Origin of the sequence: Altererythrobacter lutimaris, from assembly GCF_013371495.1 — a bacterium.
Classification (GTDB): Bacteria; Pseudomonadota; Alphaproteobacteria; order Sphingomonadales; family Sphingomonadaceae; genus Erythrobacter; species Erythrobacter lutimaris_A.
In genome coordinates this window covers 1,066,105-1,087,583 of record NZ_JABWTA010000001.1, presented here as the reverse complement: position 1 = coordinate 1,087,583, position 21,479 = coordinate 1,066,105, and the positions used below count along the sequence as shown (strand labels likewise).

Sequence of the window (21,479 nt, the reverse complement as noted above, 5' to 3'; positions counted from 1 at the left end):
ACCCCTACTCGCCAGTGCACAAGCATGAAAAGGATTTTTGCATGAGTTCCCCCGTTTCCGCCGCATGGGAGGCGCTGCGCGCTGCGCCGCAGCACACGCTTGCCGAATTGTTCGAGGATGAGGGACGGGTGGATGCCTTGTCTGCCCGGATCGAGTGGGAAGCAGAAGGCGGCTCAGCAGGCGTGCTGTTCGACTGGTCGAAGACGCATTTGTCTGAAGACTTGTTATCCGGCTTTGAAGCATTGGCTGAAGCGTGCGATTTCGCTGGTAAACGCGAGGCGCTGCTGTCCGGCGCGAAGATCAATGTCACGGAAGGCCGCGCGGCTGAACACACCGCACAGCGCGGTGTCGGGGCTGAGCCTTCCGTGGAAGAAGCGCTGGCGCTCCATGCCAGGATCAAGATGCTGGTCGAAGCGATCCATGAAGGCGCGCTTGGCGAAGTCAAACACCTCATTCATATCGGTATTGGCGGGTCGGCCTTGGGGCCTGCGCTTGCGGTGGATGCATTGGCGCGCGATCTGGCACTGGTCGATGTGCATGTCGTTTCCAACATTGATGGCGTCGCGCTGGAGCAAGCGTTTGAAGCATGCGACCCGGCAACGACGATCATTGCGGTCGCATCCAAGACCTTCACGACAATCGAGACGATGACCAATGCGACAAGCGCGCTCAATTGGCTGCGCGACAACGGCGTGTCCGATCCGACGGGCCGCGTCGTCGCGCTCACTGCGAGCCCTGACAAGGCCGTCGAGTGGGGTGTGGACGAAACGCGCATCCTGCCCTTCAGCGAAAGCGTCGGCGGACGCTACTCGATATGGTCGAGCATCGGTTTTCCAGTGGCTCTAGCGGTCGGCTGGGAAGAGTTTGAGGCGATGCTGGCAGGCGCTCAAGCGATCGATTTGCATTTCCGCGACAAGAATGGCCGCGACAATCTGCCATTGCGGGCTGCTTTTGCAGACCAGTATTACGCGCAAATTCGCGGCTGCCAGACGCGTGCTGTGTTTGCTTATGATGAGCGGCTCGGCCTGTTTCCGGACTATCTCCAACAGCTTGAGATGGAATCGAATGGCAAGCGCGTGACTTCTGAGGGCGAGCCGGTTTCTGGCCCAACCGCCGCGATCACTTGGGGCGGGGTTGGGACGGACGCGCAGCACGCGGTGTTCCAGCTGCTCCATCAAGGCACGCATCTTGTGCCGGTCGATTTCATCGCGAGCATTGCTCCGGGCGATGCGCTTGATCCGGCTCACCATGCGATCCTTTTGACCAATTGCTTCGCCCAAGGCGCAGCATTGATGGCAGGCGGCAATATGGCGAGCGACGGCAAAGATCCGGCAAGGGCCTTCCCCGGAGACAGGCCATCGGCGACGATACTTTGCGATGATCTCGATAGCGCGACGCTTGGCGCATTGATCGCGTTTCACGAGCACCGCACTTTTGCCAATGCGGTGCTGCTCGGGATTAATCCGTTTGATCAGTTCGGTGTCGAGCTGGGCAAGAAGATGGCCAAGGATATCGAGGCAGGCGGCGGCGATTTCGATGCGAGCACAAAGGCGCTGCTTGAGAAAGCGGGATTGAGTTAGCGGCCGCGCCCTTCGCCAACTTGATCTCGATCAATGATGTGGAGTTCCTGGCGGACTAGATCACACTGGCATTGATGCGTTTTCACGGGGGAGGGCGATCATGGCAGGACAGACTGTCATTGCGAATGCCGCTGTAGCAAATGACCTCAGTTTGGCCGACTTGCGGGCTGCGCTTGCGGCGGGCTGGGCCGATTTCCGCGCGGAGCCGATCTACGGCATATTCTTCGCCGCGATCTACGTCGCGGGCGGTTTCCTCATGTACTTCGCGCTCATGCGGATGAGCAGCGCGGCATGGCTTATCCCGGCAGCCGCAGGTTTTCCGCTGCTTGCACCTTTCACAGCAGTCGGGCTTTACGAGGTCAGCCGGCGCCGCGAGTCCGGTGAGCCGATCAGTTGGAAGCCGGTACTGGGAGCTTTGCGAGGGCATGGCGATGAGCAGATCATCTCTATGGGCGTGATCGTGTTCGTTGCCTTCGCATTCTGGCTAATCGTCGCGCATAGTGTTTTCGCCGTGTTCGCCGCAGAATTCGGTGCAGGTGCGGAATCCCTTGCATTCCTGATGACCCAAACCGGCCTCATCATGCTGGCAGTCGGCAGCGTCATCGGCGCTATCATGGCCCTCGTATTTTATGCATTTACGGTCATCAGTCTGCCCATGCTGGTCGATCGTGAAGTGGACTTTCTCACTGCGATTATCGCGAGTTTGGCTACGATCCGCTCTAATACCCGTCTCATGCTGATTTGGGCCTGTCTGATAGCGATCTTGCTTGGTCTGGCGCTTTTGCCACTGTTTCTCGGTCTGTTTCTCGCACTTCCGGTTCTGGGCCATGCTACTTGGCATCTATATCGCCGTGCGGTTGTTTCGAACGGAGAAGCAGCCTAAGTCCACCAAATGGATTTTCCGCTTATCTTCGCAATCAGCTGGGCTGTGATACTGGGCCTCGGCGGCGGGCTGCTGACGAAGATCGGCAGATGGTATTACGATCTCAAGAAGCCGGAATGGCAACCTCCTGACTGGTTATTCGGCCCCGCATGGACGTTGATCCTTGGCCTTGCGGCTTGGGCTTTCGTCATAAGTTGGGGCAACACGGCGAGCGATGCAGAGCGGACCTTCCTGATCGTGCTCTACCTGATGAACGGCGTGTGCCATTTTCTATGGTCACCGCTGTTCTTCACTCTGAAACGACCGGATTGGGCCCTCGTTGAAGTGCCTTTCCTTTGGGTGAGCGTCTTCGCGCTGACTGTCTTCCTCCGGCAATGGTCGGAGCTCGCAAGCTGGCTGATCGTTCCCTACCTTGCATGGGTCAGTTTTGCCGCGGTCCTTAATTGGAAGATTTGGCAGCTCAACCGTCCGTTCGGACGGTAGATCAGCGAATTTCTTTGACTTTTTGCACTGCAGCATCCACATGGGTGTCAACGAAGCGCGCTAGCCAGCGTGAAGCGGCGAAACACATAGTAAAGTTTCAGCCCCGGCCGCGCATCGGTTTTTTCCTATGACTTCCCTTTTCACGCGGGTCGTTTTGACACCCGCGCCGCACGATGAGTCCGTCCGGATTCCATCTGTGCGCCGCATATATTGCGAGATTATTAGACAAATGACTCTTACGTTTGACCAGTTGGGGCTTTCCCAACCTGTTCTTCAGGCCCTCGACATGAAGGGCTACAACACTCCAACTCCCATTCAGGAACAGGCGATTCCGCCTGTGCTGGAAGGGCGAGATCTGTTGGGTATCGCGCAGACCGGTACTGGCAAAACCGCAGCTTTCATGCTGCCATCTATTGATCGGTTGCGCGAGAGCGATAACCGCATTCCATTCAAGTCCTGCCGCATGCTGGTGCTTGCACCAACGCGTGAGCTGGCGGCTCAGATTGCAGCATCGGCCAAGGATTACGGAGCCCTCGCCGGGCTCAAAGTGCAGTCCATCGTTGGAGGCACCTCGGTCAATAAGGACCGTAACAAACTGCATCGCGGCACTGATATCTTGGTCGCAACGCCAGGCCGTTTGCTCGACCTTGTCGATCAGAAGGCATTCAACCTCTCAGGCGTAGAAGTGCTGGTGCTCGATGAAGCTGACCAGATGCTTGATCTTGGCTTCATTCATGCGCTGCGCCGCATCCACCAGCTTGCACCTGAAACCCGCCAGACCTTGTTCTTTAGCGCAACGATGCCGAAGCAGATCAAGGAATTGGTGGGCAGCTATTGCAAGAATCCCGTGCAAGTCTCTGTGACGCCTGCGGCCACAACTGCGGAGCGGATCGACCAGTATTTGTTCATGGTGCAGCAGGACGAGAAGCAATCACTCCTCGAACTGATCCTGTCCGGTCGCCACACTGTGCCTGGCAAGTTCGAACGTGTCCTCATTTTTACGCGCACAAAACACGGTGCAGATCGCGTAGTGAAGAAGCTTCGCCAATGCGGGATCGAATCAAACGCTATCCATGGCAACAAATCGCAGCCACAGCGTCAGCGCGCGCTCGACGAGTTCAAGCGCGCCAAAACGCCTGTCTTGATTGCCACTGACGTTGCAGCACGCGGAATCGATATTCCCGGGGTAAGCCATGTCATCAATTACGAGCTACCCAACGTGCCTGAGCAATATGTGCACCGGATCGGCCGGACCGCGCGTGCGGGCAAGGACGGCATTGCAATCGCGTTCTGTGCCGAGGACGAGCGCGCCTATCTCAAGGACATTCGCAAGCACACCGATGCCGAGTTTGAGCGTCTCGATTTGCCTGAGAATTTCCGCGCGGTAGTCGAAGGTGTGGGGCCGACCAAGCGTGAGCCCCCCAGACAACGTCAGCGTGTGAACCCGCGACCAGCTGGCGGTCCGCGTCCGCAAGGTGATGGTGAGCAGCGTAAAGGACCTCCCAAGCGCAAGCATCCAGCGCGCAAAGGCAAGCCTTCAGGCAGGCCGCAAGGCGCAGGGCCAAGGTCCGGAAAAGGCCGTCCAGACGGTGGCAATCGCCGCCGCCGTGCAGGGCGGTAACCGCACAGCGCATTAATGCGAATAGCTCTGAAACGACGCGAGCGGTTGCTCTTATGGCAACCGCTCGCCATATCGCGCGTCGCAACAGGAGCTGACATTCATGGCCGACTACGACTTCGACCTTTTCACGATTGGTGCAGGATCCGGCGGCGTTCGCGCGAGCCGGATAGCTGCAGGGCATGGCGCGAAAGTCGCTGTCGCTGAAGAATATCGCGTGGGCGGCACTTGCGTCATTCGCGGCTGCGTGCCGAAAAAGATGCTCGTTTACGGCGCGCATTTTGCGGAGGACTTGGAGGACGCCACGCGTTTTGGCTGGACCGTTGAAGGCAAGAGCTTCGATTGGGTGAAGCTGCGCGATGTCGTTCAAGGCGATGTCGACCGATTGGAAGGCCTCTATGGCGAAACGCTGTCCAACCATGATGTAACAGTGTTCAACGAACGCGCTGAGATTACCGGCGATCACGAAATCACGCTTGCGAGCGGAAAGGTCGTCACCGCAAAGTATATTCTCGTGGCAACCGGCGCGCGACCGCATCGCTTGGATTTTCCCGGCGCAGAGCACGCGATCACGTCCAATGAAGCATTCCATTTGGATGAAGTACCGAAGAAGATTGTCATTGCTGGCGGCGGCTACATCGCGAACGAGTTCGCAGGCATTTTCAATGAGTTTGGTAGCAAGGTTTGCTTGGTCAATCGCGGCGATCAATTGTTGCGCGGCTATGACGAGGCTCTGCGCGATCGTTTGCTGCAGATCAGCCTGATGAAAGGCATTGAATTCAAGTTCAACACGACCTTTGAAAGCATTGAAAAGCAGGATGATGGAAAGCTGCTGGTCAAGTTGACCGGCGAAGATCCCCAGCTCGTCGATCAGGTGATGTTTGCAACCGGTCGCGTGCCCAACATTGATGGCCTAGGGCTTGAGACTGTCGGCGTTGAAACCGGCGAAAACGGAGCCATCCAGGTCGACGCGTACTCGAAGACCAATGTCGATTATATCTATGCCGTGGGCGATGTGACTGACCGCGTGCAGCTGACCCCTGTTGCGATCCGTGAAGGTCATGCTTTTGCGGACACTGTGTTCGGCGACAATCCGCGCACGGTAGATCATTCCTGCATCCCGAGCGCCGTCTTCAGTCATCCGCCGATTGCCGCCGTCGGCATGACGGAAGGCGAAGCGCGCAACAAGCTTGGCAATATCAAGGTCTATCAATCGGACTTCCGGCCGATGAAGAACGTGCTTGCAGGCCGTAATGAGCGCAGCCTGTTCAAGATGATCTGCGATGCTGCGACAGATCGGATTGTCGGCATCCACATGATCGCGCCGGAAGCCGCAGAGATGATGCAAGCAGCAGCAATCGCAGTGAAAGCCGGGCTTACCAAGGCGGATTTTGACGCGACCACCGCTATCCACCCGACGATGGCGGAAGAACTCGTCCTGATGAAGTAAAGTTGCCATGTGCAACCGACCGGCCTAGCCTCCTTTTCAAAAGGAGAGAGGGCATGGCAGCGACAGTGCTTGTCACGGGTGGCACAGGCTACATCGCAGGCGAATTGATCCGGCAATTGCTGGCGCGCGGCTGGAATGTACGTGCGACCGTGCGCAACAAGGCGAAAGGCGAAGCCATGCTGCGCGAGCGTCTTGGCAATCCCGATACTGAACGCTTCAAGGTATTTGAAGCCGAGCTCATGGATGATGCGGGCTGGGCAGAGGCCATGGCTGGCTGCACGCACTGTGCCCATGTCGCATCGCCGATCGCGGCATCGACACCCAAGGACGAGAACGAGATGATCGTACCCGCCCGCGAAGGGACCTTGCGCGCGCTTCGTTTTGCAAAGGCCGCTGGCGTTCAGCGTTTTGTCCAGACAAGCTCGATGGCGGCGGTCGCTTACGGGCGAAACGAGAAGATCTACACAGTCGATGAAAGTGACTGGACGGACATTACGCATCCGGACGTTTATCCTTACGTGAAATCCAAGACCATCGCGGAACGCGCAGCCCGCGACTGGATGGATTCAGAAGGCGGCGATATGGAATTTGTTTCCGTCAATCCGTCCATGGTGCTCGGCCCGGTCGATGATCCCGATTTCAGTCCTTCAGTTGAAGCGGTCAAGCAATTGCTCGATGGCTCGGTCCCAATGGCTCCTGACTTGGGCTTTGCAATAGTCGACACGCGCGATTGTGCGGAATTGCACGTTAAATGTCTGGAAGAGCCCGGACTTGCTGGCGAGCGTTTCCTTGCCGCGGGCAAGTTCTACAACATGCTCGAAATCGCTGAGATCTTGAAGGCACGTTTGCCTGCCGAACACACCAGGAAAGTGCCGACCAAGCGGATGCCAAACTGGATGGTAGGCATACTCAGTATCTTCAATTCCGGCGTCCGCTCGATCAAAAGCGAGCTTGGCAAACGCCGCAATGTCGATGCGAGCCATGCGGAAAAGCGGCTCGGCTGGAAAACTCGCGATGAGGCGGAATCCATCGTCGACTGCGCCAAAAGCCTGATTGAAGTCGGCGCGGTCAAGCTCTGACCGGTCTTCGAATAATCGCAGGTTTCGCCTCGTCAGAGCGGATTGTGACATTGACGCTACGGCCTAACGCTGGCTAGGCGCTTATGCGCATACGTTGTCACAGAATTAGGGGCCTCAATGTCCGCAAATATCGCTGAAATGGAACACCGCCGCGAAGCTGCTAAGATGGGTGGCGGACAAACGCGGATCGACGCGCAGCACGCCAAGGGCAAGCTGACCGCGCGCGAACGGCTGGACGTGCTGCTCGACGAAGGCAGCTTCGAAGAGCTTGATGCCTATGTCGAGCATGACTGCGTCGATTTCGGCATGCAGGACCAGAAGATTCCAGGCGATGGCGTAGTCACTGGCTCCGGCACGATCAATGGCCGATTGGTCTATGTTTTCAGCCAGGATTTCACCGTGTTTGGTGGTTCGCTCTCGAAACGCCATGCGGAGAAAATCTGCAAGGTGATGGAAACCGCGATGAAGGTCGGCGCTCCGGTGATCGGTCTCAACGACAGCGGCGGCGCGCGTATTCAGGAAGGCGTCGCATCGCTGGGCGGATATGCCGAGGTGTTCCAGCAGAACGTGCTCGCATCGGGTGTCGTCCCGCAGATCAGCGTGATCATGGGGCCATGCGCGGGCGGGGCGGTGTACTCCCCAGCCATGACCGACTTCATCTTCATGGTGAAGGACAGCTCCTACATGTTCGTAACGGGCCCTGACGTGGTGAAGACTGTCACCAACGAAACCGTGACGCAGGAAGAGCTGGGCGGGGCGGTCACGCACACGACTAAGACCAGCGTTGCGGATATCGCTTTCGAGAACGACATCGAAGCGCTGATGGCGACGCGCGCTTTCTTCGACTTCCTGCCGCTCTCCAATCGCGAGCCTGTGCCGGAGCGTCCGACCAGCGACCCGTGGGACCGCATGGAAGAGAGCCTGGACACGCTCATACCCGACAATGCGAACCAGCCCTACGACATGCACGAAGTCATTCGTAAGACATTGGACGAAGGCGATTTCTTCGAAGTCCAGCCAGCGCATGCAGGGAATATAATCTGCGGTTTCGGGCGGATCGAGGGGCGCACGGTTGGCGTGGTCGCGAACCAGCCAATGGTGCTTGCCGGTGTGCTCGACATCAACTCCTCGAAGAAAGCCGCGCGCTTCGTGCGTTTCTGCGATGCGTTCGAGATTCCGATCTTGACCTTCGTCGATGTGCCCGGCTTCCTGCCCGGCACCGATCAGGAGCATAACGGCATCATCAAGCACGGCGCAAAGCTGCTGTTTGCCTATGCCGAAGCGACTGTGCCCAAGATCACTGTCATTACCCGCAAGGCCTATGGCGGCGCGTATGACGTGATGGCGTCAAAGCACCTTCGCGGGGACCTCAACTACGCCTGGCCGACGGCTGAGATCGCGGTGATGGGGGCGAAGGGCGCGGTGGAGATCATCTTCCGGCAGGATCGCGACGATCCGGACAAGATCGCGGAGAAAACCAAGGAATATGAGGACCGCTTTGCGAACCCGTTTGTGGCAGCGCAGCGCGGCTATATCGACGAGGTGATCTACCCGCACTCGACCCGCAAACGGATTGCCTTGGGGCTTCGCAAGCTGCGCACCAAGCAGCTCGAGAACCCGTGGAAGAAGCATGACAACATTCCGCTGTGAGCGAAGAAACCGACAACCGAGGTGAGAAAGGCCTCCTGTGGGCAATCAGTCTGTACATTGCGGTGGAATTTGCGTTCCGACTCTGGAAGGTCCGCGCGGAAAGCGAGATATTCGAGTTCTTTTTCATTCCCATGCCAACATGGGCCTTGGGCGTTCAAGGGGCTGTTTGCATATTAGTCGCCGGTAAGGGTCTCCTTGCAGTGCGAAAACTGCCTGACTCGTATCAGCCTTGGGAGAAGGTTTTGTATTTCCTGGTGGGAGTTGCTTTCGCGGTTGTTGGTGTGCTGTCGCTGATTCTGATGCCTGATCAAACTCAATTGCTCGCGGAGGGCAAGAAATGAAACTCGGTAGACTCAATCACATCGGCGTTGTCGTGCCGGACATGGACGAAGCGGTCGCGTTCTGGCGCGATGTCATGGGCGCGACGAGCTTCCACACTGCGGATGTGCCGCAAGACGGGCTCAACATCATCTTCGTCGATACGCCGACCCACTCGGGCATGGACGGGACTCAGATGGAGCTGATCCAGCCGCTGAATGACGAGACCGCTGTCAGTGCATTCCTTGCCAAGAACCCGTCCGGCGGGCAGCATCACGTTTGCTTTGAAGTGTCGGATATCGAAGCCGCGCGTGCGGAATTCGAATCGCAAGGCAAGCGCGTGCTCGGCCCGACCCGCATCGGCGCGCATGGCACCCCCATTTTCTTCGTCCATCCCAAGGATATGGGCGGTATACTGACTGAGATATTGGAAACGCCCAAGGAAGGGCATTGATTGCTTGTTTGTCATTCCCGCGAAGGCGGGAACCCAGAATGCTGCCGAGGTGGCTCCGCGCTGGGTCCCCGCCTTCGCGGGGATGACGAATTGAGGTAGAATAGAATTATGACCGACACACCAACCCCCGAAGATTGGAAAGCGCTGGCGGACAAGGAGTCCAAGGGCCGCGACCTCACCTGGAACACGCCAGAGGGTTTCGCGATCAAGCCGCTCTATACCGCAGAGGATCATGCGGATTTCGATCCGGGTCTCCCCGGTTTTGCGCCGTTCACCCGCGGGGTGAAGGCGAGCATGTATGCGGGTCGCCCGTGGACGATCCGCCAATATGCGGGCTTCTCCACCGCGGAGGAATCGAACGCTTTCTATCGCCGGAATCTCGCGGCGGGCCAGAAGGGTCTGTCGGTCGCTTTCGATCTCGCCACGCACCGTGGTTACGATTCCGATCACCCGCGCGTGGTCGGCGATGTCGGCAAGGCAGGCGTTGCCATCGACACGGTCAAGGACATGGAGATCCTGTTCGACCAGATACCGCTCGACCAGATGAGCGTCTCTATGACCATGAACGGGGCAGTGATCCCGGTGATGGCGTTCTTCATCGTCGCAGGCGAGCGGCAGGGCGTGCCGGTCGAGAAGCTTTCCGGGACCATTCAGAACGACATTCTCAAAGAATTCATGGTCCGCAACACGTACATCTATCCGCCTGAGCCGAGCATGCGGATCATTTCGGACATTATCGCATATACCAGCGCCAACATGCCGAAATTCAACAGCATTTCGATTTCGGGCTATCACATGCACGAGGCGGGCGCGACAGCGGTACAGGAGCTTGCCTTCACCATTGCGGACGGCAAGGAATACGCAAAGCGCGCGATGGCGACGGGTCTCGATATCGATGCCTTTGCGGGGCGCCTGTCCTTCTTCTTCGGCATCGGCATGAACTTCTTCATGGAGATCGCCAAGCTGCGCGCCGCGCGCACGCTGTGGTACCGCGTGATGGACGATCTCGGCGCGAAGTCAGAGCGTTCAAAGATGCTGCGCACGCACTGCCAGACGAGCGGCGTGAGCTTGCAGGAGCAGGACCCCTATAACAACGTCATCCGAACGACGGTGGAAGCCATGGCCGCGACATTGGGCGGGACGCAGTCGCTCCACACCAATGCGCTCGATGAAGCGATTGCTTTGCCGACCGATTTTTCCGCCCGCATTGCGCGCAACACGCAATTGGTCCTTCAGGAAGAGAGCGGCATCTGCAACGTGGTCGATCCGCTGGGCGGATCGCATTACATTGAGGCTTTGACAGCGACTTTGGTCGAAGAAGCGGAGAAACTGATCGCCGAAGTCGATGAAGCCGGCGGCATGACCGCCTATGTCGATACCGGCGCGCCCAAGGCGGCAATCGAGCGCGCGGCGGCAGAAAAGCAGACTGCGGTGGACAAAGGCGAGACAGTGATCGTCGGGGTCAATAAGTACCGCAAGGACAAGGAAGACCCGATCGAGACGCTCGACATTGACAACCACAAGGTGCGCGAAGGGCAGATCGCGCGCATTGCAGAGGTCAAGGTCGGGCGCGACGAGGAAGCCTGTCAGTCAGCGCTTGCGGCTCTGCGCGAAGCGGCAGCCGCTGATGGCAGCGCGGTCAATGAAGCGCTTGCAACGGGCCGCGATGAAAACGGCATTCCGCTCCCGCCGTCAAAGTTGGAAGAGCTGCGCAAGGCTGGCGAGACGAACCTGCTCGCCCGCGCGGTCGAGGCCGCGCGCCATGATGCAACACTGGGCGAAATCTCTTCCGCCATGGAGGAAGTCTTCGGCCGTCATGACGCCACGCCCAAGCCGGTGAGCGGGGTCTACAAGACCGCTTACGAGTTTGACCGGCGCTGGAAGCAAGTGACCGATGGCGTCGAAGCCGTCGCACGGCGGCTGGAGCGCAAGCCGCGTATCCTTGTCGCCAAGATGGGGCAGGATGGGCATGATCGCGGCGCAAATGTGATCGCGAGTGCTTTCTCTGACATGGGCTTTGAAGTGATCTCAGGACCGCTGTTCCAGACGCCGAAGGAAGCGGCTGCGCTTGCCTTGCAGAAACAGGTCGATGTTGTCGGCGCAAGCTCGCTCGCCGCTGGCCACAAGACACTGATCCCGGAGCTGATCTCGATCCTCCGCGACGCAGGTCGGCCAGATATCAAGGTGACCGCAGGCGGGGTGATCCCGGCAACGGATTATGACTTCCTGCGCGAGGCAGGGGTGCAGGGCATCTATGGTCCCGGCTCCAACGTGGTCGAATGCGCAGCAGACATCTTGACGCTGCTAGGTCATAACATGCCGCCAGCTGACGAGGATATGGAGACCATGAGCGCGTGAAAAAAATCGTCAATCCAGAAGAGAGCGCTCCGCAGCAAAGCGAAGCCGAGACAATCTTCAGACAGTCATCCGATGACAACACCTATGATTTATTCAAGCACATGACCACTTTGACACTGGTCAGTCTGGGCGGGATCATGACGATCGTGTCTGAAGATATTGTCAGTATGAAACCTTTGGCGCTGGCAGTAATTGTGGGACTGCTAGCATTGGGAGGTATCGGGGCCTTCTCCGGAATGGTCGAGCTTGCGGAAGAGAGGGCCTCGGGAGAAAAGCGGGCAAGAAAAATAACGATCTACCGAAAGCTGGCATCAACTGGCTTCGGCATGGGCATCGGCGCCTTCCTCTCGGTATTTCTTCTCGAGACACTTCTTTGACCCGAACCCGCACCGACTGGAGCCGCGAGGCAGCGCAGTGACCTATTCCGAACGGAAGCCCAGAAGGCTGGGCTGTTTCGTCCTTGGAGCTATCCTGACATTCGTGAATTTGGTGGCCATTTGGATGAACGCCACTGACCATTGCCATCTTCCAGAATACCAGTGCGGTGATCGCTCATGGATACAGGAGAACCTGTTCCCTACCGTCCCAATTGTATCGCTGGTGGTTGCGATTGCTGCCGCTTGGCTAGTCAGTCGCGATTGACTGCGTAAAAATGACCTTCGGATTCTCCGTTGATGCATTGCTGCCCAAAGCTCGGGGCGGTGGGCAATTGCGGATGGGGCTTACCAAGCTTTCAGAAGACGAGTGGTTGCAGCCCGAGCCTGATCTGGCCGCGCGCGAAGCAGGCTTTGCGGATTATCCTGAAGGCGTTCAGCTTACTCCGGAAGGCGAAGTGCCCGGTGCGGAACTCGCGAGCATGCTGGGTATCGAGGGCGGTCTCATGGAAGCCGCGAAAGCCCATCACGAAGACATGTGCTTGCTCACACAGACGCCCGGTGATGACCAATACCGCTTGGTCGGTGCCGCGGTGGCCTGGCCGACTGACTGGCATCCCAAGGACAAGATCGGGCTGCCCTTGCGCGCGCTCCATGCGCCTATCGCCGGCTATGAAGAGCAGCTTGCAACCGGCGTCGATCGGTTCATGGCAACGCTGAAAGCAGGCGCGATCTATGGCCGCTGCAACTGGTTCATCGCGCCGACCGGAGAGCGAAAGTGGATCGCTGACAAGCCGCCCGAACAGGCCTTTGCCCACGTTACCTCAGACAATGCTGGCGAATCCCTGTTCGTGCGATCTGAACGCCAGACCTTGCGACGCTTGCCTGAAGCGGGCGCAATCCTGTTCGGCATCGGCGTTTACGTCACGCCCTATGGCGAGCTGTCGCAGGCGAACCAAGCCATGCTTGCCAGCGCAATCGAAAATCTCCTCGCTGGGGAGGGTGACCGCCGCGGCGCGCCGCACTATGCTGTCGCCTTGCTACGCTATCACGAGAGGACCGCCAGATGACTGACCTTCGCCCCGAAACTCTCACCGTCCATGCTGGCTGCGAGCCTGATCCTGCGACCAATGCGCGGATCACCCCGATTTATCAGACCGCGAGTTACGTGTTCAACGATGCGGAGCACGCGGCGAACCTGTTCTCGCTGAAGGAATTCGGGAACATCTACACCCGCATCATGAACCCCACCAACGATGCGCTGGAGAAGAAGATCGCCGCGCTCGAAGGGGGCGTCGGGGCGCTGGGTGTGGCGTCCGGTCACGCCGCGCAGCTGATCGCGTTCCACACGCTAATGGAGCCCGGCTGCAACATCGTGGCGGCGAAGAAGCTCTATGGCGGATCGCTCAACCAGATGGGCGAGGCATTCAAGAAATTTGGATGGGAAACCCGCTTTGTCGATGCGGATGACCCGGCGAATGTCGCTGCTGCCATGGATGACAAGACGCGCGTCGTATTTATCGAAAGCCTTGCGAACCCCGGCGGTGTGGTCAGCGATATCCAGGCGATTGCCGAAGCAGCGCATGCGGGCGGCGTTCCGCTGATCGTCGACAACACCATGGCAACGCCAGCGCTGTGCCGTCCGTTCGAACATGGTGCAGATATCGTGGTGCATTCGACCACCAAATTCCTCAACGGCCATGGCAATGCAATTGGCGGTATGATCGTCGATAGCGGCAATTTCGACTGGAAAGCGCAAGGCGACAAATACCCTTCCCTGACGCAGCCCAATGGTTCCTATCATGGTGCAGTGCTGGCCGATGCGCTGGAGCCAATCGGCCCGATAGCGTTCATCATCGGGTGCCGGGTCCTTGGCCTGCGCGACCTTGGCCCAGCCATGGCGCCGATGAATGCTTTCCTTGCGCTCACTGGTATGGAAACGCTGCATCTGCGGATGGAAAAGCATTGCGCCAATGCAATGGTGCTGGCCGAATGGCTTAAGGAGCAACCGCAAGTCGCGTGGGTAAGCTATGCTGGCCTGAGCGATGATCCCTACAACGCGCTCGCGCAGAAATATCTCGGCGGGCATGGCGGCGCAGTGTTCACTTTTGGCCTCAAGGATGGATATGATGCGGGTGTGAAGCTTGTATCAAAAGTCAACCTGTTCAGCCACTTGGCGAATATTGGTGATACGCGTTCGCTGATCATCCATCCGGCATCGACGACGCATAGCCAGCTGTCAGAAGAGGAGCTCGCATCCGCTGGCGCTGGCCTGGATGTGGTGCGCGTTTCTGTCGGGATCGAGCATATTGACGACATCAAGGCTGATCTGGCTCAGGCGCTTGCTGCTTTGGCTTGATGGCGCGTTTCTACAAGGTGTCGCGAACTTACAATGCATTAGCCGCCAAGCAGGTCTAGCCTTCGATTTGTTACGCAAGGGGTCGCACCGGGTCGCGAGTGAACACTCAAGACAGGGGGACTAACACTATGCGTAAATTTCTGCTGGCAACGGCCGCTTTCGGCCTGACCTTGACTGCTGCTCCAGCGATCGCGGACGATCACGAGAAGGCCGAGCGAAAGCTGGCGGAGGTTACTTGGTATCGCATCAGCATGATCAAGTGGAAGCACGGCAAAGGCGATCGCGCGCACGAGATCATCGACATGTATGAGAAAGTCGATGCGGCGCTGGGCAGCGATGACGTGATCGATCTCCACATGAACACCGGCGAATGGAATTCAATCGTCGCTTTCAAGATGAAAGACGGCATTCAGAGCATGGCTTATCAGCCGACTGGCGAACCTGATCCGTGGGATGTGGAGTTTGCCAAGCAAGTTGGCGGCGAGGAAAAGGCCAAGGAAATCCATGCCGAGTTCCAGTCGCTGATTGCAGTCGAGGAACGTCACATCGGACATATCGACCATCCACCAAAGGCTGAATGACGCAAAGGAAAGCAACTTGTCCGGCTGTCGAACAGGGATAGCTGTATGGTCACTTGATCGGGGCCTCCGAGAGCGGCATAGGCAATAGCGCTTTAGCCACTTTCGGAGGCCCGATTTGTTTTCCAAGATCCTGATCGCCAATCGCGGTGAAATCGCTTGCCGTGTGATCAAGACCGCCCGCCGTATGGGTATCGCGACGGTTGCGGTCTACTCCGATGCTGATGCACGCGCGCCGTTTGTGAAGATGGCGGATGAAGCGGTGCATATTGGTCCGGCGCCTGCAGCGGAAAGCTATCTGATCGCGGACAAGATTATCGAAGCCTGCAAACAGACCGGGGCGGAGGCTGTGCATCCCGGTTATGGCTTTCTGTCAGAGCGTGCGAGCTTTGTCGAAGCGCTTGAAAAAGAGAATATCGCATTCATCGGCCCGCCTGCTGGCGCGATTGCCGCGATGGGCGACAAGATCGAGTCCAAGAAGCTCGCGAAGAAAGCAGGCGTGAATGTCGTCCCCGGCTTTGTTGGCGAGATCAAGGACACCGACCACGCGGTCGAAATCAGCAATGACATCGGCTATCCGGTGATGATGAAAGCCAGCGCCGGTGGCGGGGGCAAAGGCATGCGGCTCGCTTATTCCGAAACCGACGTTCGCGAGGGGTTTGAAGCCACCAAGCGCGAGGGGCTCAACTCCTTCGGCGATGACCGCGTCTTCATCGAGAAATTCATTGAAGACCCGCGCCATATCGAGATCCAGATCCTCGGCGATAAGCACGGCAATGTGCTCTATCTGAACGAGCGCGAATGCTCGATCCAGCGTCGCCATCAGAAAGTTGTCGAGGAAGCGCCTTCGCCATTCGTAACACCAAAGATGCGCAAGGCTATGGGCGAACAATGCGTCGCGCTGTCACAAGCGGTTGACTATCACTCGGCTGGCACTGTGGAGCTGATCGTGTCGGGCGCCGACAAGACCGGAGAATCCTTCTACTTCCTTGAAATGAACACGCGACTGCAGGTCGAACATCCGGTGACAGAAGCCATCACCGGCGTTGATCTGGTCGAGCAGATGATCCGCGTTGCAGCGGGTGAGAAGCTTGAACTGACACAGGACGATATCGGGATCGATGGCTGGTCGATCGAAAACCGCGTCTATGCAGAGGACCCCTATCGCGGTTTCCTGCCATCAACCGGGCGCCTGGTTGAATACCAGCCGACAATCGAGGGCTGGACCGATGATGGAGCGGCCAATGGCCGCCGCGGCGTAGACGGCGTTCGCGTCGACGATGGTGTTTACGAAGGTGGCGAGGTCTCGATCTATTACGATCCGATGATCGCAAAGTTGATCACGTGGGGCAAAACACGCGATGAGGCAGCAGATCTTCAAGTGAAAGCGCTCGATGCATTCCGCATCAGGGGATTGGGCCACAATGTCGATTTCCTCAGCGCTATCATGCAGCATCCGCGCTTTCGCTCAGGCGAACTGACGACAGGCTTTATCGCGGAGGAATATCCCGAAGGGTTTGATGGCGCGGCAGCCTCCGCTGAACTCAGACGCGGGCTTGCCGCGATTGGCGGAGTGATCGCCACTGCAGATGCCGACCGTGCGCGCCGCGTTGATCAACAGCTAGCAGGCGAGATGTACGCGCCAGGCGATTGGGCGGTGCGGCTCGGGGCGACCGAGGAAACCGCGAAGCATTACGAAGTGCAGATTGTTGAAGAGGCCATTCTGGTTGACGGTCAAGCAGTGGACGTCAGCTTCGATTACACCCCCGGCGATGTGATGGTGGACGTCGAGCTCGAAGGCGAAGCGATGACGATCCAGCTTGCGCCTACCCGCACCGGCTATGTCATCACCACGCGAGGGGCCAGCCATGAGCTGCGAATCCTGCCTCGGCGCATTGCACATCTCGCCGGACACATGATCGAGAAAGAGCCGCCGGACCTTTCCAAGATGCTCATTTGTCCGATGCCGGGCTTGCTCGTGAAGCTGCATGTCGGCGAAGGCGATGAAGTCCAGCCCGGACAACCGCTCGCAACGGTTGAAGCAATGAAGATGGAAAACATCCTGCGCGCTGAAAAGCAGACGGTTGTGACCAAGGTCAATGCGGCCGAAGGCGATAGCCTTGCTGTCGATGCGGTGATCCTGGAGCTCGAATAGCTCCAGGACCATTACAATATCGCTCAGGCGCCATCGCCCCACATCAGCCAGACGAAGGACATTGGCTCTTCATCGCTAGCATTCCAAAATGTGACAGGGATGTTGGGTGGTGAGAACAGCATTTGTCCTGCCTTGGCAGTGAAGGGATTGCCGTTCATCTCGCCTTCGGCAGCGCCTTTGATGAGGATGATCATGCGCGGGAAGGGCACTTGCATGGTGGGTGCTTGCTCGCGGCCCAGGCCTGCCGGAATTTCATAGACGGCGCTGCGGAAGTCCTTGTCATAGTAGAGTGCGGTGGCCGGCGCACCGTGGACAACCCGCGCATGCGCGATGCCGAAATTGGTCACTTCGGGAAGCCCGCGCGACCAGAAATGGCCTATCAGCCTGCGGGTGATTTCAGTGTAGTCGACCGGTTCTTCGAAACCTTCGGTATGCAAGACATCGAGCGGTGTAATATCCGCGGACGTTGCCGCTGCCATAGCCGTAAGGCCATTCCACACGCCTTGATCGAGCAGGTTGAGCGTTTCGCGGCTCATAGTGAAATAGAATAGCTCATGCCCGCCAAAGCCATTGCGCAGTTCAAAGCCATCTTCGACCGGCTCAACATGGAAGCGGTGTCCTTCGACCTCGAGACCAAACCGCACAGGTTCCGCCATGGGGTCCTTGGAATAGTCCGCTACAAATCGCTCCAGCGTAGCGCGATGCGTCACGGCCGCTTCGGGTTCGATATTCTGCCATTTCTGTGCGAGAGCTGGGGTTGATACTGTCAACGTTGCAGCCTGTGCGAGCGCGAGTAAGGCGAGGGAATTTGCCATCAAGTCAGTCCTTTCTTAGGGGTGTGATGGTCAAATTGCTCCGCCAGATAAGGATGCCTAGCGATTATGAATGAAACGGCTGAAGCGATGCATGAAATGCGCGGTTCGACCGTTCACGAAGCGCGAAATGCATGGGTTGTGGCGCGTCCTTGGCTCGCTTGGCCGATAGCAACGGCGCTGCTTTGCTTGCTGCTGGCCTTTTTGGGCGCAGTGAACAGCTATCAATTGGATTTGACGACGCGGCTGATCTTCTGGGGTAGTCTGTTTGCGGTCGCAGTCCTGCTTGCGATCGGGATTGAAGCAGTTTTGCTGAGAGCGCGGTTTTCGCTTTCGCCGGTGTGGCGCTGGCTCGCAATATTCTCGGTGTCCTTGGCGGCAGCGATGACGCCGGTGGCTTATATCGCAAACTCGCTCGGCGGGTGGGCGCCGCTATCAATGATCCCCATCCATTTCGCTAATTCGCTGATCATCAGTCTTGCCTTCGTGGGTTTACGAATAGGGCTTGGCCGCATGCTCGCAGAATCAGGCGAGACGAGTTCCCGATTGCCTCAAACCAGCTCGCTGATGGAACGCTTGCCGCCAGCTCTACGAAGCGCGAAGTTGCAGGCCATCGAAGCCGAAGGGCATTATATTCGCGTGCACACCGATCTCGGCTCGGAGATGGTTTTGATGCGGCTCGGCGATGCGATTGCGGAGACAGGCACGGTTCAAGGTGCGCAAGTGCATCGCAGCTGGTGGGTGGCGCGTGATGCAGTCGCACGAGATACGCGGAAAGACGGCAAGGTCGTCCTGGAGCTAGCTGGCGGACAGGAGGTTCCAGTCAGCCGCACCCGCGCAAAAGAACTGCGTGAAGCAGGCTGGCTTTAGTCCTCGACCATCGCGACCGCGCGGATCCATCCCGCACTGGCGCGTTCAATCTTTATCGGGAAGCAGCTGAGCATAAAGCCGTGATCCGGAAGCGCGGCCAGATTTGTGAGCTTCTCTATCTGGTAATAAGGCCTAATGCGGCCTGCCTTGTGGCCTTCCCAGATGATCGATGGATCGCGCGTCTCCGCCCAGCGTTTGGCGGTGTGGCTGAAGGGTGCATCCCAGCTCCACGCGTCGGTACCGACCACTTCGACGCCGCGCTCGGTTAGCCAGAGCGTTGCCTCTGCGCCGAGCCCTACGCCTTGGTCAGTGAAGTTTTCTGTGCCGTAGACCGCTCCTGACTGGATCAGCACAATGTCGAGCGGCTGTAGTTCATAGTCGATCTTCGCGAACGCATCTTCGAGCTCTGCTGCAGTGACTACGTGGCCATGCGGCAAGTGTGAAAAATCGAGTTTCACGCCCGGACGATAGAACCTGTCGAGCGGCGCTTCATCAATGCTGGGCGCAGGGCTGGCGCCTTCATTCGTCGTCGAATGGTAATGCCACGGCGCATCCATATGCGTGCCGTTATGCGTGGACAGTTCCAGCATCTCGACCGCCCAGCCTTCGCCGTCCGGCAGGTCATCTTTCTCGAGCCCCGGGAAGAACATCGCGATCTGCTCCCACGTGCTTTCATGAGTCATGTAAGTGACTTTGGGCCGCATCACTTCCGGGTCAGAGACCACGTCATTGGTGATCGGGATGGACAGATCGATAAAGCGGGTCATACCAACTGCTCATCGAGGAAAGCGGCTATGTCCGCCAATTCAACATCCTTGGCCAGATAGGCCTCGCCAATGCTGCGCAGGAGAATGAAAGGCAGCGTGCCAACATCCATTTTCTTGTCGTGCAGCATATGGTCCGCAAGCGTATGACCACCGCAATTCAATCCCAATTCGGAAACTTCAGATGGCAGCTGCGCTCCTGCCACCGCACGAGCAACCCGCTCAGCGTCCTCGCTGGAAATCTCTCCGCGCCGCGCCGAATAGCGTGCTGCGAGCACCATGCCGAGCGCGACAGCTTCTCCGTGAAGGAGCCGATCAGAAAAACCTGTCTGTGCCTCCAGCGAATGACCGAATGTGTGTCCAAGATTGAGCAGAGCGCGAACGCCAGTCGTCTCGCGCTCGTCTTCGGCCACGATCCTTGCTTTGGCAGCAACACTGCTGGCTACCGCCATTTCCAGCGCTTCCGGATCGCGTCCAAGTACGCGCGGCCCCATGCTTTCCAGCCAAGCGAAGAAATCTGCATCACCAAGCACACCATATTTGAGCACTTCGGCATAGCCTGCTCGCATTTCGCGTGCCGGGAGGGTCTCCAATAGCGACAGATCGGCGAGCACCAGTGAAGGCTGATGAAACGCGCCGATCAGATTCTTGCCTGCGCCGGTATTGATCGCTGTCTTCCCGCCAACACTGGAATCGACCTGTGCGAGCAGAGTTGTAGGGATTTGGACAAAGCCGCAGCCGCGCTTGAGGATCGCGCAAGCAAACCCGGTCAAATCACCGACGACGCCGCCACCGAGAGCAATCACATGGTCGCCGCGCTCGATTCCTTCTGCGAGCATCCAGTCGGTGAGCGCCTCCAATCCTTGCCAGCTCTTAGCGCCTTCACCGGGGTCTACGACATGCCAGCTGGCGATGTGACCTGCGTCCTCCAGAGCGTCTTCCACGGCGCGTCGCCAGAATGCCGCGACATTGGAGTCAGTGACAATCGGGACAGTCTTCTTGCGCAGGAAACTGCCTGCTTCTTTGCCAAGCTGTTCGATCAGCCCGCGCGCGATCCGCACCTCATATTCGCGGCCTGCCAAGGCCACAGGGATCACAGCCATGTGTCGAGTTCCTCCAGAATTGCATCGACAGTGCGCATATGCGGGCCGTCACAACTGACTACCCGAACCTGCGCTTGCGAATAATGCGGGCGCCGCTCTGTCAGCAGACGTCCCAATATCTCAGCCGGATCGCCATTCCGCAAAAGCGGGCGTGTGTTCCTTCGGCCGGTGCGCTCAACAAGTGTTTCCAGTTCAGCATCGATCCAGACCGCAATGGCGCTATCGAGGATAAGCGCGCGGGTCTCTGCATCGACGAATGCTCCGCCACCAGTCGCGATCACCCCGGTCCCCTCCTCAACTAGCCGTGCGATGACACGGCGCTCTCCGTCGCGGAAATAGGCTTCGCCAAATTCTTCGAATATCTCGCTGACGGAGCGCTGAGCGGCCTCTTCAATCGCTTCATCCGCGTCCACAAAGTCGCGTGACACGGCGTTTGCGAGCCGCCGTCCGACCGTCGATTTCCCGACCCCCATGAGCCCGACCAGCACAACTGGCCGGTCCAGCCGTTTCGCAATGTCGGCAATCCGTGCAGGATCGAGAGAACTCGCTTCATCACTCATTGCCGTTCTGCCTAGAGATGGGGTAGGGCGG

The 21,479-nt window shown here is 58.2% G+C and carries 20 protein-coding genes; 16 read left to right on the top strand and 4 right to left on the bottom strand.

What is annotated here, in order from left to right; genetic code table 11:
- The first annotated feature begins 41 nt into the window (after positions 1-41).
- The 15 genes from pgi (at position 42) to HUO12_RS05205 (ending at position 17,339) form a co-directional block, all read left to right on the top strand.
- On the top strand, positions 42-1,580 hold the full coding sequence (gene pgi / locus HUO12_RS05275; RefSeq protein ID WP_176272597.1) for a glucose-6-phosphate isomerase: 1,539 nt from the start codon (positions 42-44) through the stop codon (positions 1,578-1,580).
- 100 nt (positions 1,581-1,680) lie between these two features.
- Positions 1,681-2,463 carry a DUF2189 domain-containing protein gene (locus HUO12_RS05270; RefSeq protein WP_176272596.1) on the top strand — a complete coding sequence of 261 codons (783 nt, stop codon included), beginning with the start codon at positions 1,681-1,683 and terminating at the stop codon, positions 2,461-2,463.
- Between the two features lie 9 nt (positions 2,464-2,472).
- A complete protein-coding gene (locus HUO12_RS05265) occupies positions 2,473-2,946 on the top strand; it encodes a TspO/MBR family protein (RefSeq protein WP_176272595.1) in 474 nt (157 codons plus the stop codon).
- Positions 2,947-3,175: 229 nt separating this feature from the next.
- A complete protein-coding gene (locus tag HUO12_RS05260; RefSeq protein ID WP_176272594.1) occupies positions 3,176-4,567 on the top strand; it encodes a DEAD/DEAH box helicase in 1,392 nt (463 codons plus the stop codon).
- A 100-nt stretch (positions 4,568-4,667) separates the two neighbouring features.
- Entirely contained in the window at positions 4,668-6,014 is a 1,347-nt protein-coding gene (gene gor, locus HUO12_RS05255) for a glutathione-disulfide reductase (RefSeq protein WP_176272593.1), read from the top strand.
- A 53-nt stretch (positions 6,015-6,067) separates the two neighbouring features.
- The gene (locus HUO12_RS05250; protein WP_176272592.1) at positions 6,068-7,093 is read left to right on the top strand and encodes an NAD-dependent epimerase/dehydratase family protein; all 1,026 of its coding nucleotides are present in this window, start codon (positions 6,068-6,070) and stop codon (positions 7,091-7,093) included.
- 117 nt (positions 7,094-7,210) lie between these two features.
- Positions 7,211-8,743: an acyl-CoA carboxylase subunit beta gene (locus HUO12_RS05245; protein WP_176272591.1), complete on the top strand. Its 1,533-nt coding sequence runs from the start codon at positions 7,211-7,213 to the stop codon at positions 8,741-8,743.
- Positions 8,740-9,084 carry a hypothetical protein gene (locus HUO12_RS05240; RefSeq protein ID WP_176272590.1) on the top strand — a complete coding sequence of 115 codons (345 nt, stop codon included), beginning with the start codon at positions 8,740-8,742 and terminating at the stop codon, positions 9,082-9,084. Before HUO12_RS05245 ends, HUO12_RS05240 begins: the two co-directional genes overlap by 4 nt.
- The gene (gene mce / locus HUO12_RS05235; protein WP_176272589.1) at positions 9,081-9,515 is read left to right on the top strand and encodes a methylmalonyl-CoA epimerase; all 435 of its coding nucleotides are present in this window, start codon (positions 9,081-9,083) and stop codon (positions 9,513-9,515) included. Before HUO12_RS05240 ends, mce begins: the two co-directional genes overlap by 4 nt.
- A gap of 108 nt (positions 9,516-9,623) precedes the next feature.
- Entirely contained in the window at positions 9,624-11,873 is a 2,250-nt protein-coding gene (gene scpA / locus HUO12_RS05230; RefSeq protein ID WP_176272588.1) for a methylmalonyl-CoA mutase, read from the top strand.
- Complete coding sequence (locus HUO12_RS05225; protein ID WP_176272587.1) at positions 11,870-12,250, top strand: hypothetical protein; 381 nt, start codon at positions 11,870-11,872, stop codon at positions 12,248-12,250. The genes scpA and HUO12_RS05225 overlap by 4 nt, the downstream gene beginning before the upstream one ends.
- Positions 12,251-12,525: 275 nt before the next feature.
- Positions 12,526-13,317, top strand: a complete 792-nt coding sequence (locus HUO12_RS05220) for a heme-dependent oxidative N-demethylase family protein (protein WP_176272586.1) — start codon at positions 12,526-12,528, stop codon at positions 13,315-13,317.
- Positions 13,314-14,606: an O-acetylhomoserine aminocarboxypropyltransferase gene (locus HUO12_RS05215; protein WP_176272585.1), complete on the top strand. Its 1,293-nt coding sequence runs from the start codon at positions 13,314-13,316 to the stop codon at positions 14,604-14,606. Before HUO12_RS05220 ends, HUO12_RS05215 begins: the two co-directional genes overlap by 4 nt.
- Before the next feature lie 128 nt (positions 14,607-14,734).
- Complete coding sequence (locus HUO12_RS05210; RefSeq protein ID WP_176272584.1) at positions 14,735-15,187, top strand: hypothetical protein; 453 nt, start codon at positions 14,735-14,737, stop codon at positions 15,185-15,187.
- Between the two features lie 115 nt (positions 15,188-15,302).
- Positions 15,303-17,339, top strand: a complete 2,037-nt coding sequence (locus tag HUO12_RS05205) for an acetyl-CoA carboxylase biotin carboxylase subunit (protein WP_176272583.1) — start codon at positions 15,303-15,305, stop codon at positions 17,337-17,339.
- A gap of 23 nt (positions 17,340-17,362) precedes the next feature.
- Here HUO12_RS05205 and HUO12_RS05200 read toward each other — a convergent pair whose 3' ends face one another.
- Positions 17,363-18,154, bottom strand: coding sequence for a cupin domain-containing protein (locus HUO12_RS05200; RefSeq protein ID WP_176272582.1), 792 nt, complete (start codon positions 18,152-18,154; stop codon positions 17,363-17,365).
- Positions 18,155-18,220: 66 nt separating this feature from the next.
- On the opposite strand from HUO12_RS05200, the gene HUO12_RS05195 reads away from it, so the two are divergent.
- Positions 18,221-19,021, top strand: coding sequence for a LytTR family DNA-binding domain-containing protein (locus HUO12_RS05195; RefSeq protein ID WP_176272581.1), 801 nt, complete (start codon positions 18,221-18,223; stop codon positions 19,019-19,021).
- On the opposite strand, the gene HUO12_RS05190 is transcribed toward HUO12_RS05195, so the two are convergent.
- The 3 genes from HUO12_RS05190 to HUO12_RS05180 are packed head-to-tail and all read right to left on the bottom strand — an operon-like array spanning position 19,018 to position 21,448.
- Positions 19,018-19,788: a cyclase family protein gene (locus tag HUO12_RS05190; RefSeq protein ID WP_176272580.1), complete on the bottom strand. Its 771-nt coding sequence runs from the start codon at positions 19,786-19,788 to the stop codon at positions 19,018-19,020. The genes HUO12_RS05195 and HUO12_RS05190 overlap by 4 nt on opposite strands.
- On the bottom strand, positions 19,785-20,888 hold the full coding sequence (gene aroB, locus HUO12_RS05185) for a 3-dehydroquinate synthase (RefSeq protein ID WP_176272579.1): 1,104 nt from the start codon (positions 20,886-20,888) through the stop codon (positions 19,785-19,787). The genes HUO12_RS05190 and aroB overlap by 4 nt, the downstream gene beginning before the upstream one ends.
- Positions 20,879-21,448: a shikimate kinase gene (locus tag HUO12_RS05180; protein ID WP_176272578.1), complete on the bottom strand. Its 570-nt coding sequence runs from the start codon at positions 21,446-21,448 to the stop codon at positions 20,879-20,881. The genes aroB and HUO12_RS05180 overlap by 10 nt, the downstream gene beginning before the upstream one ends.
- Positions 21,449-21,479: the final 31 nt, after the last annotated feature.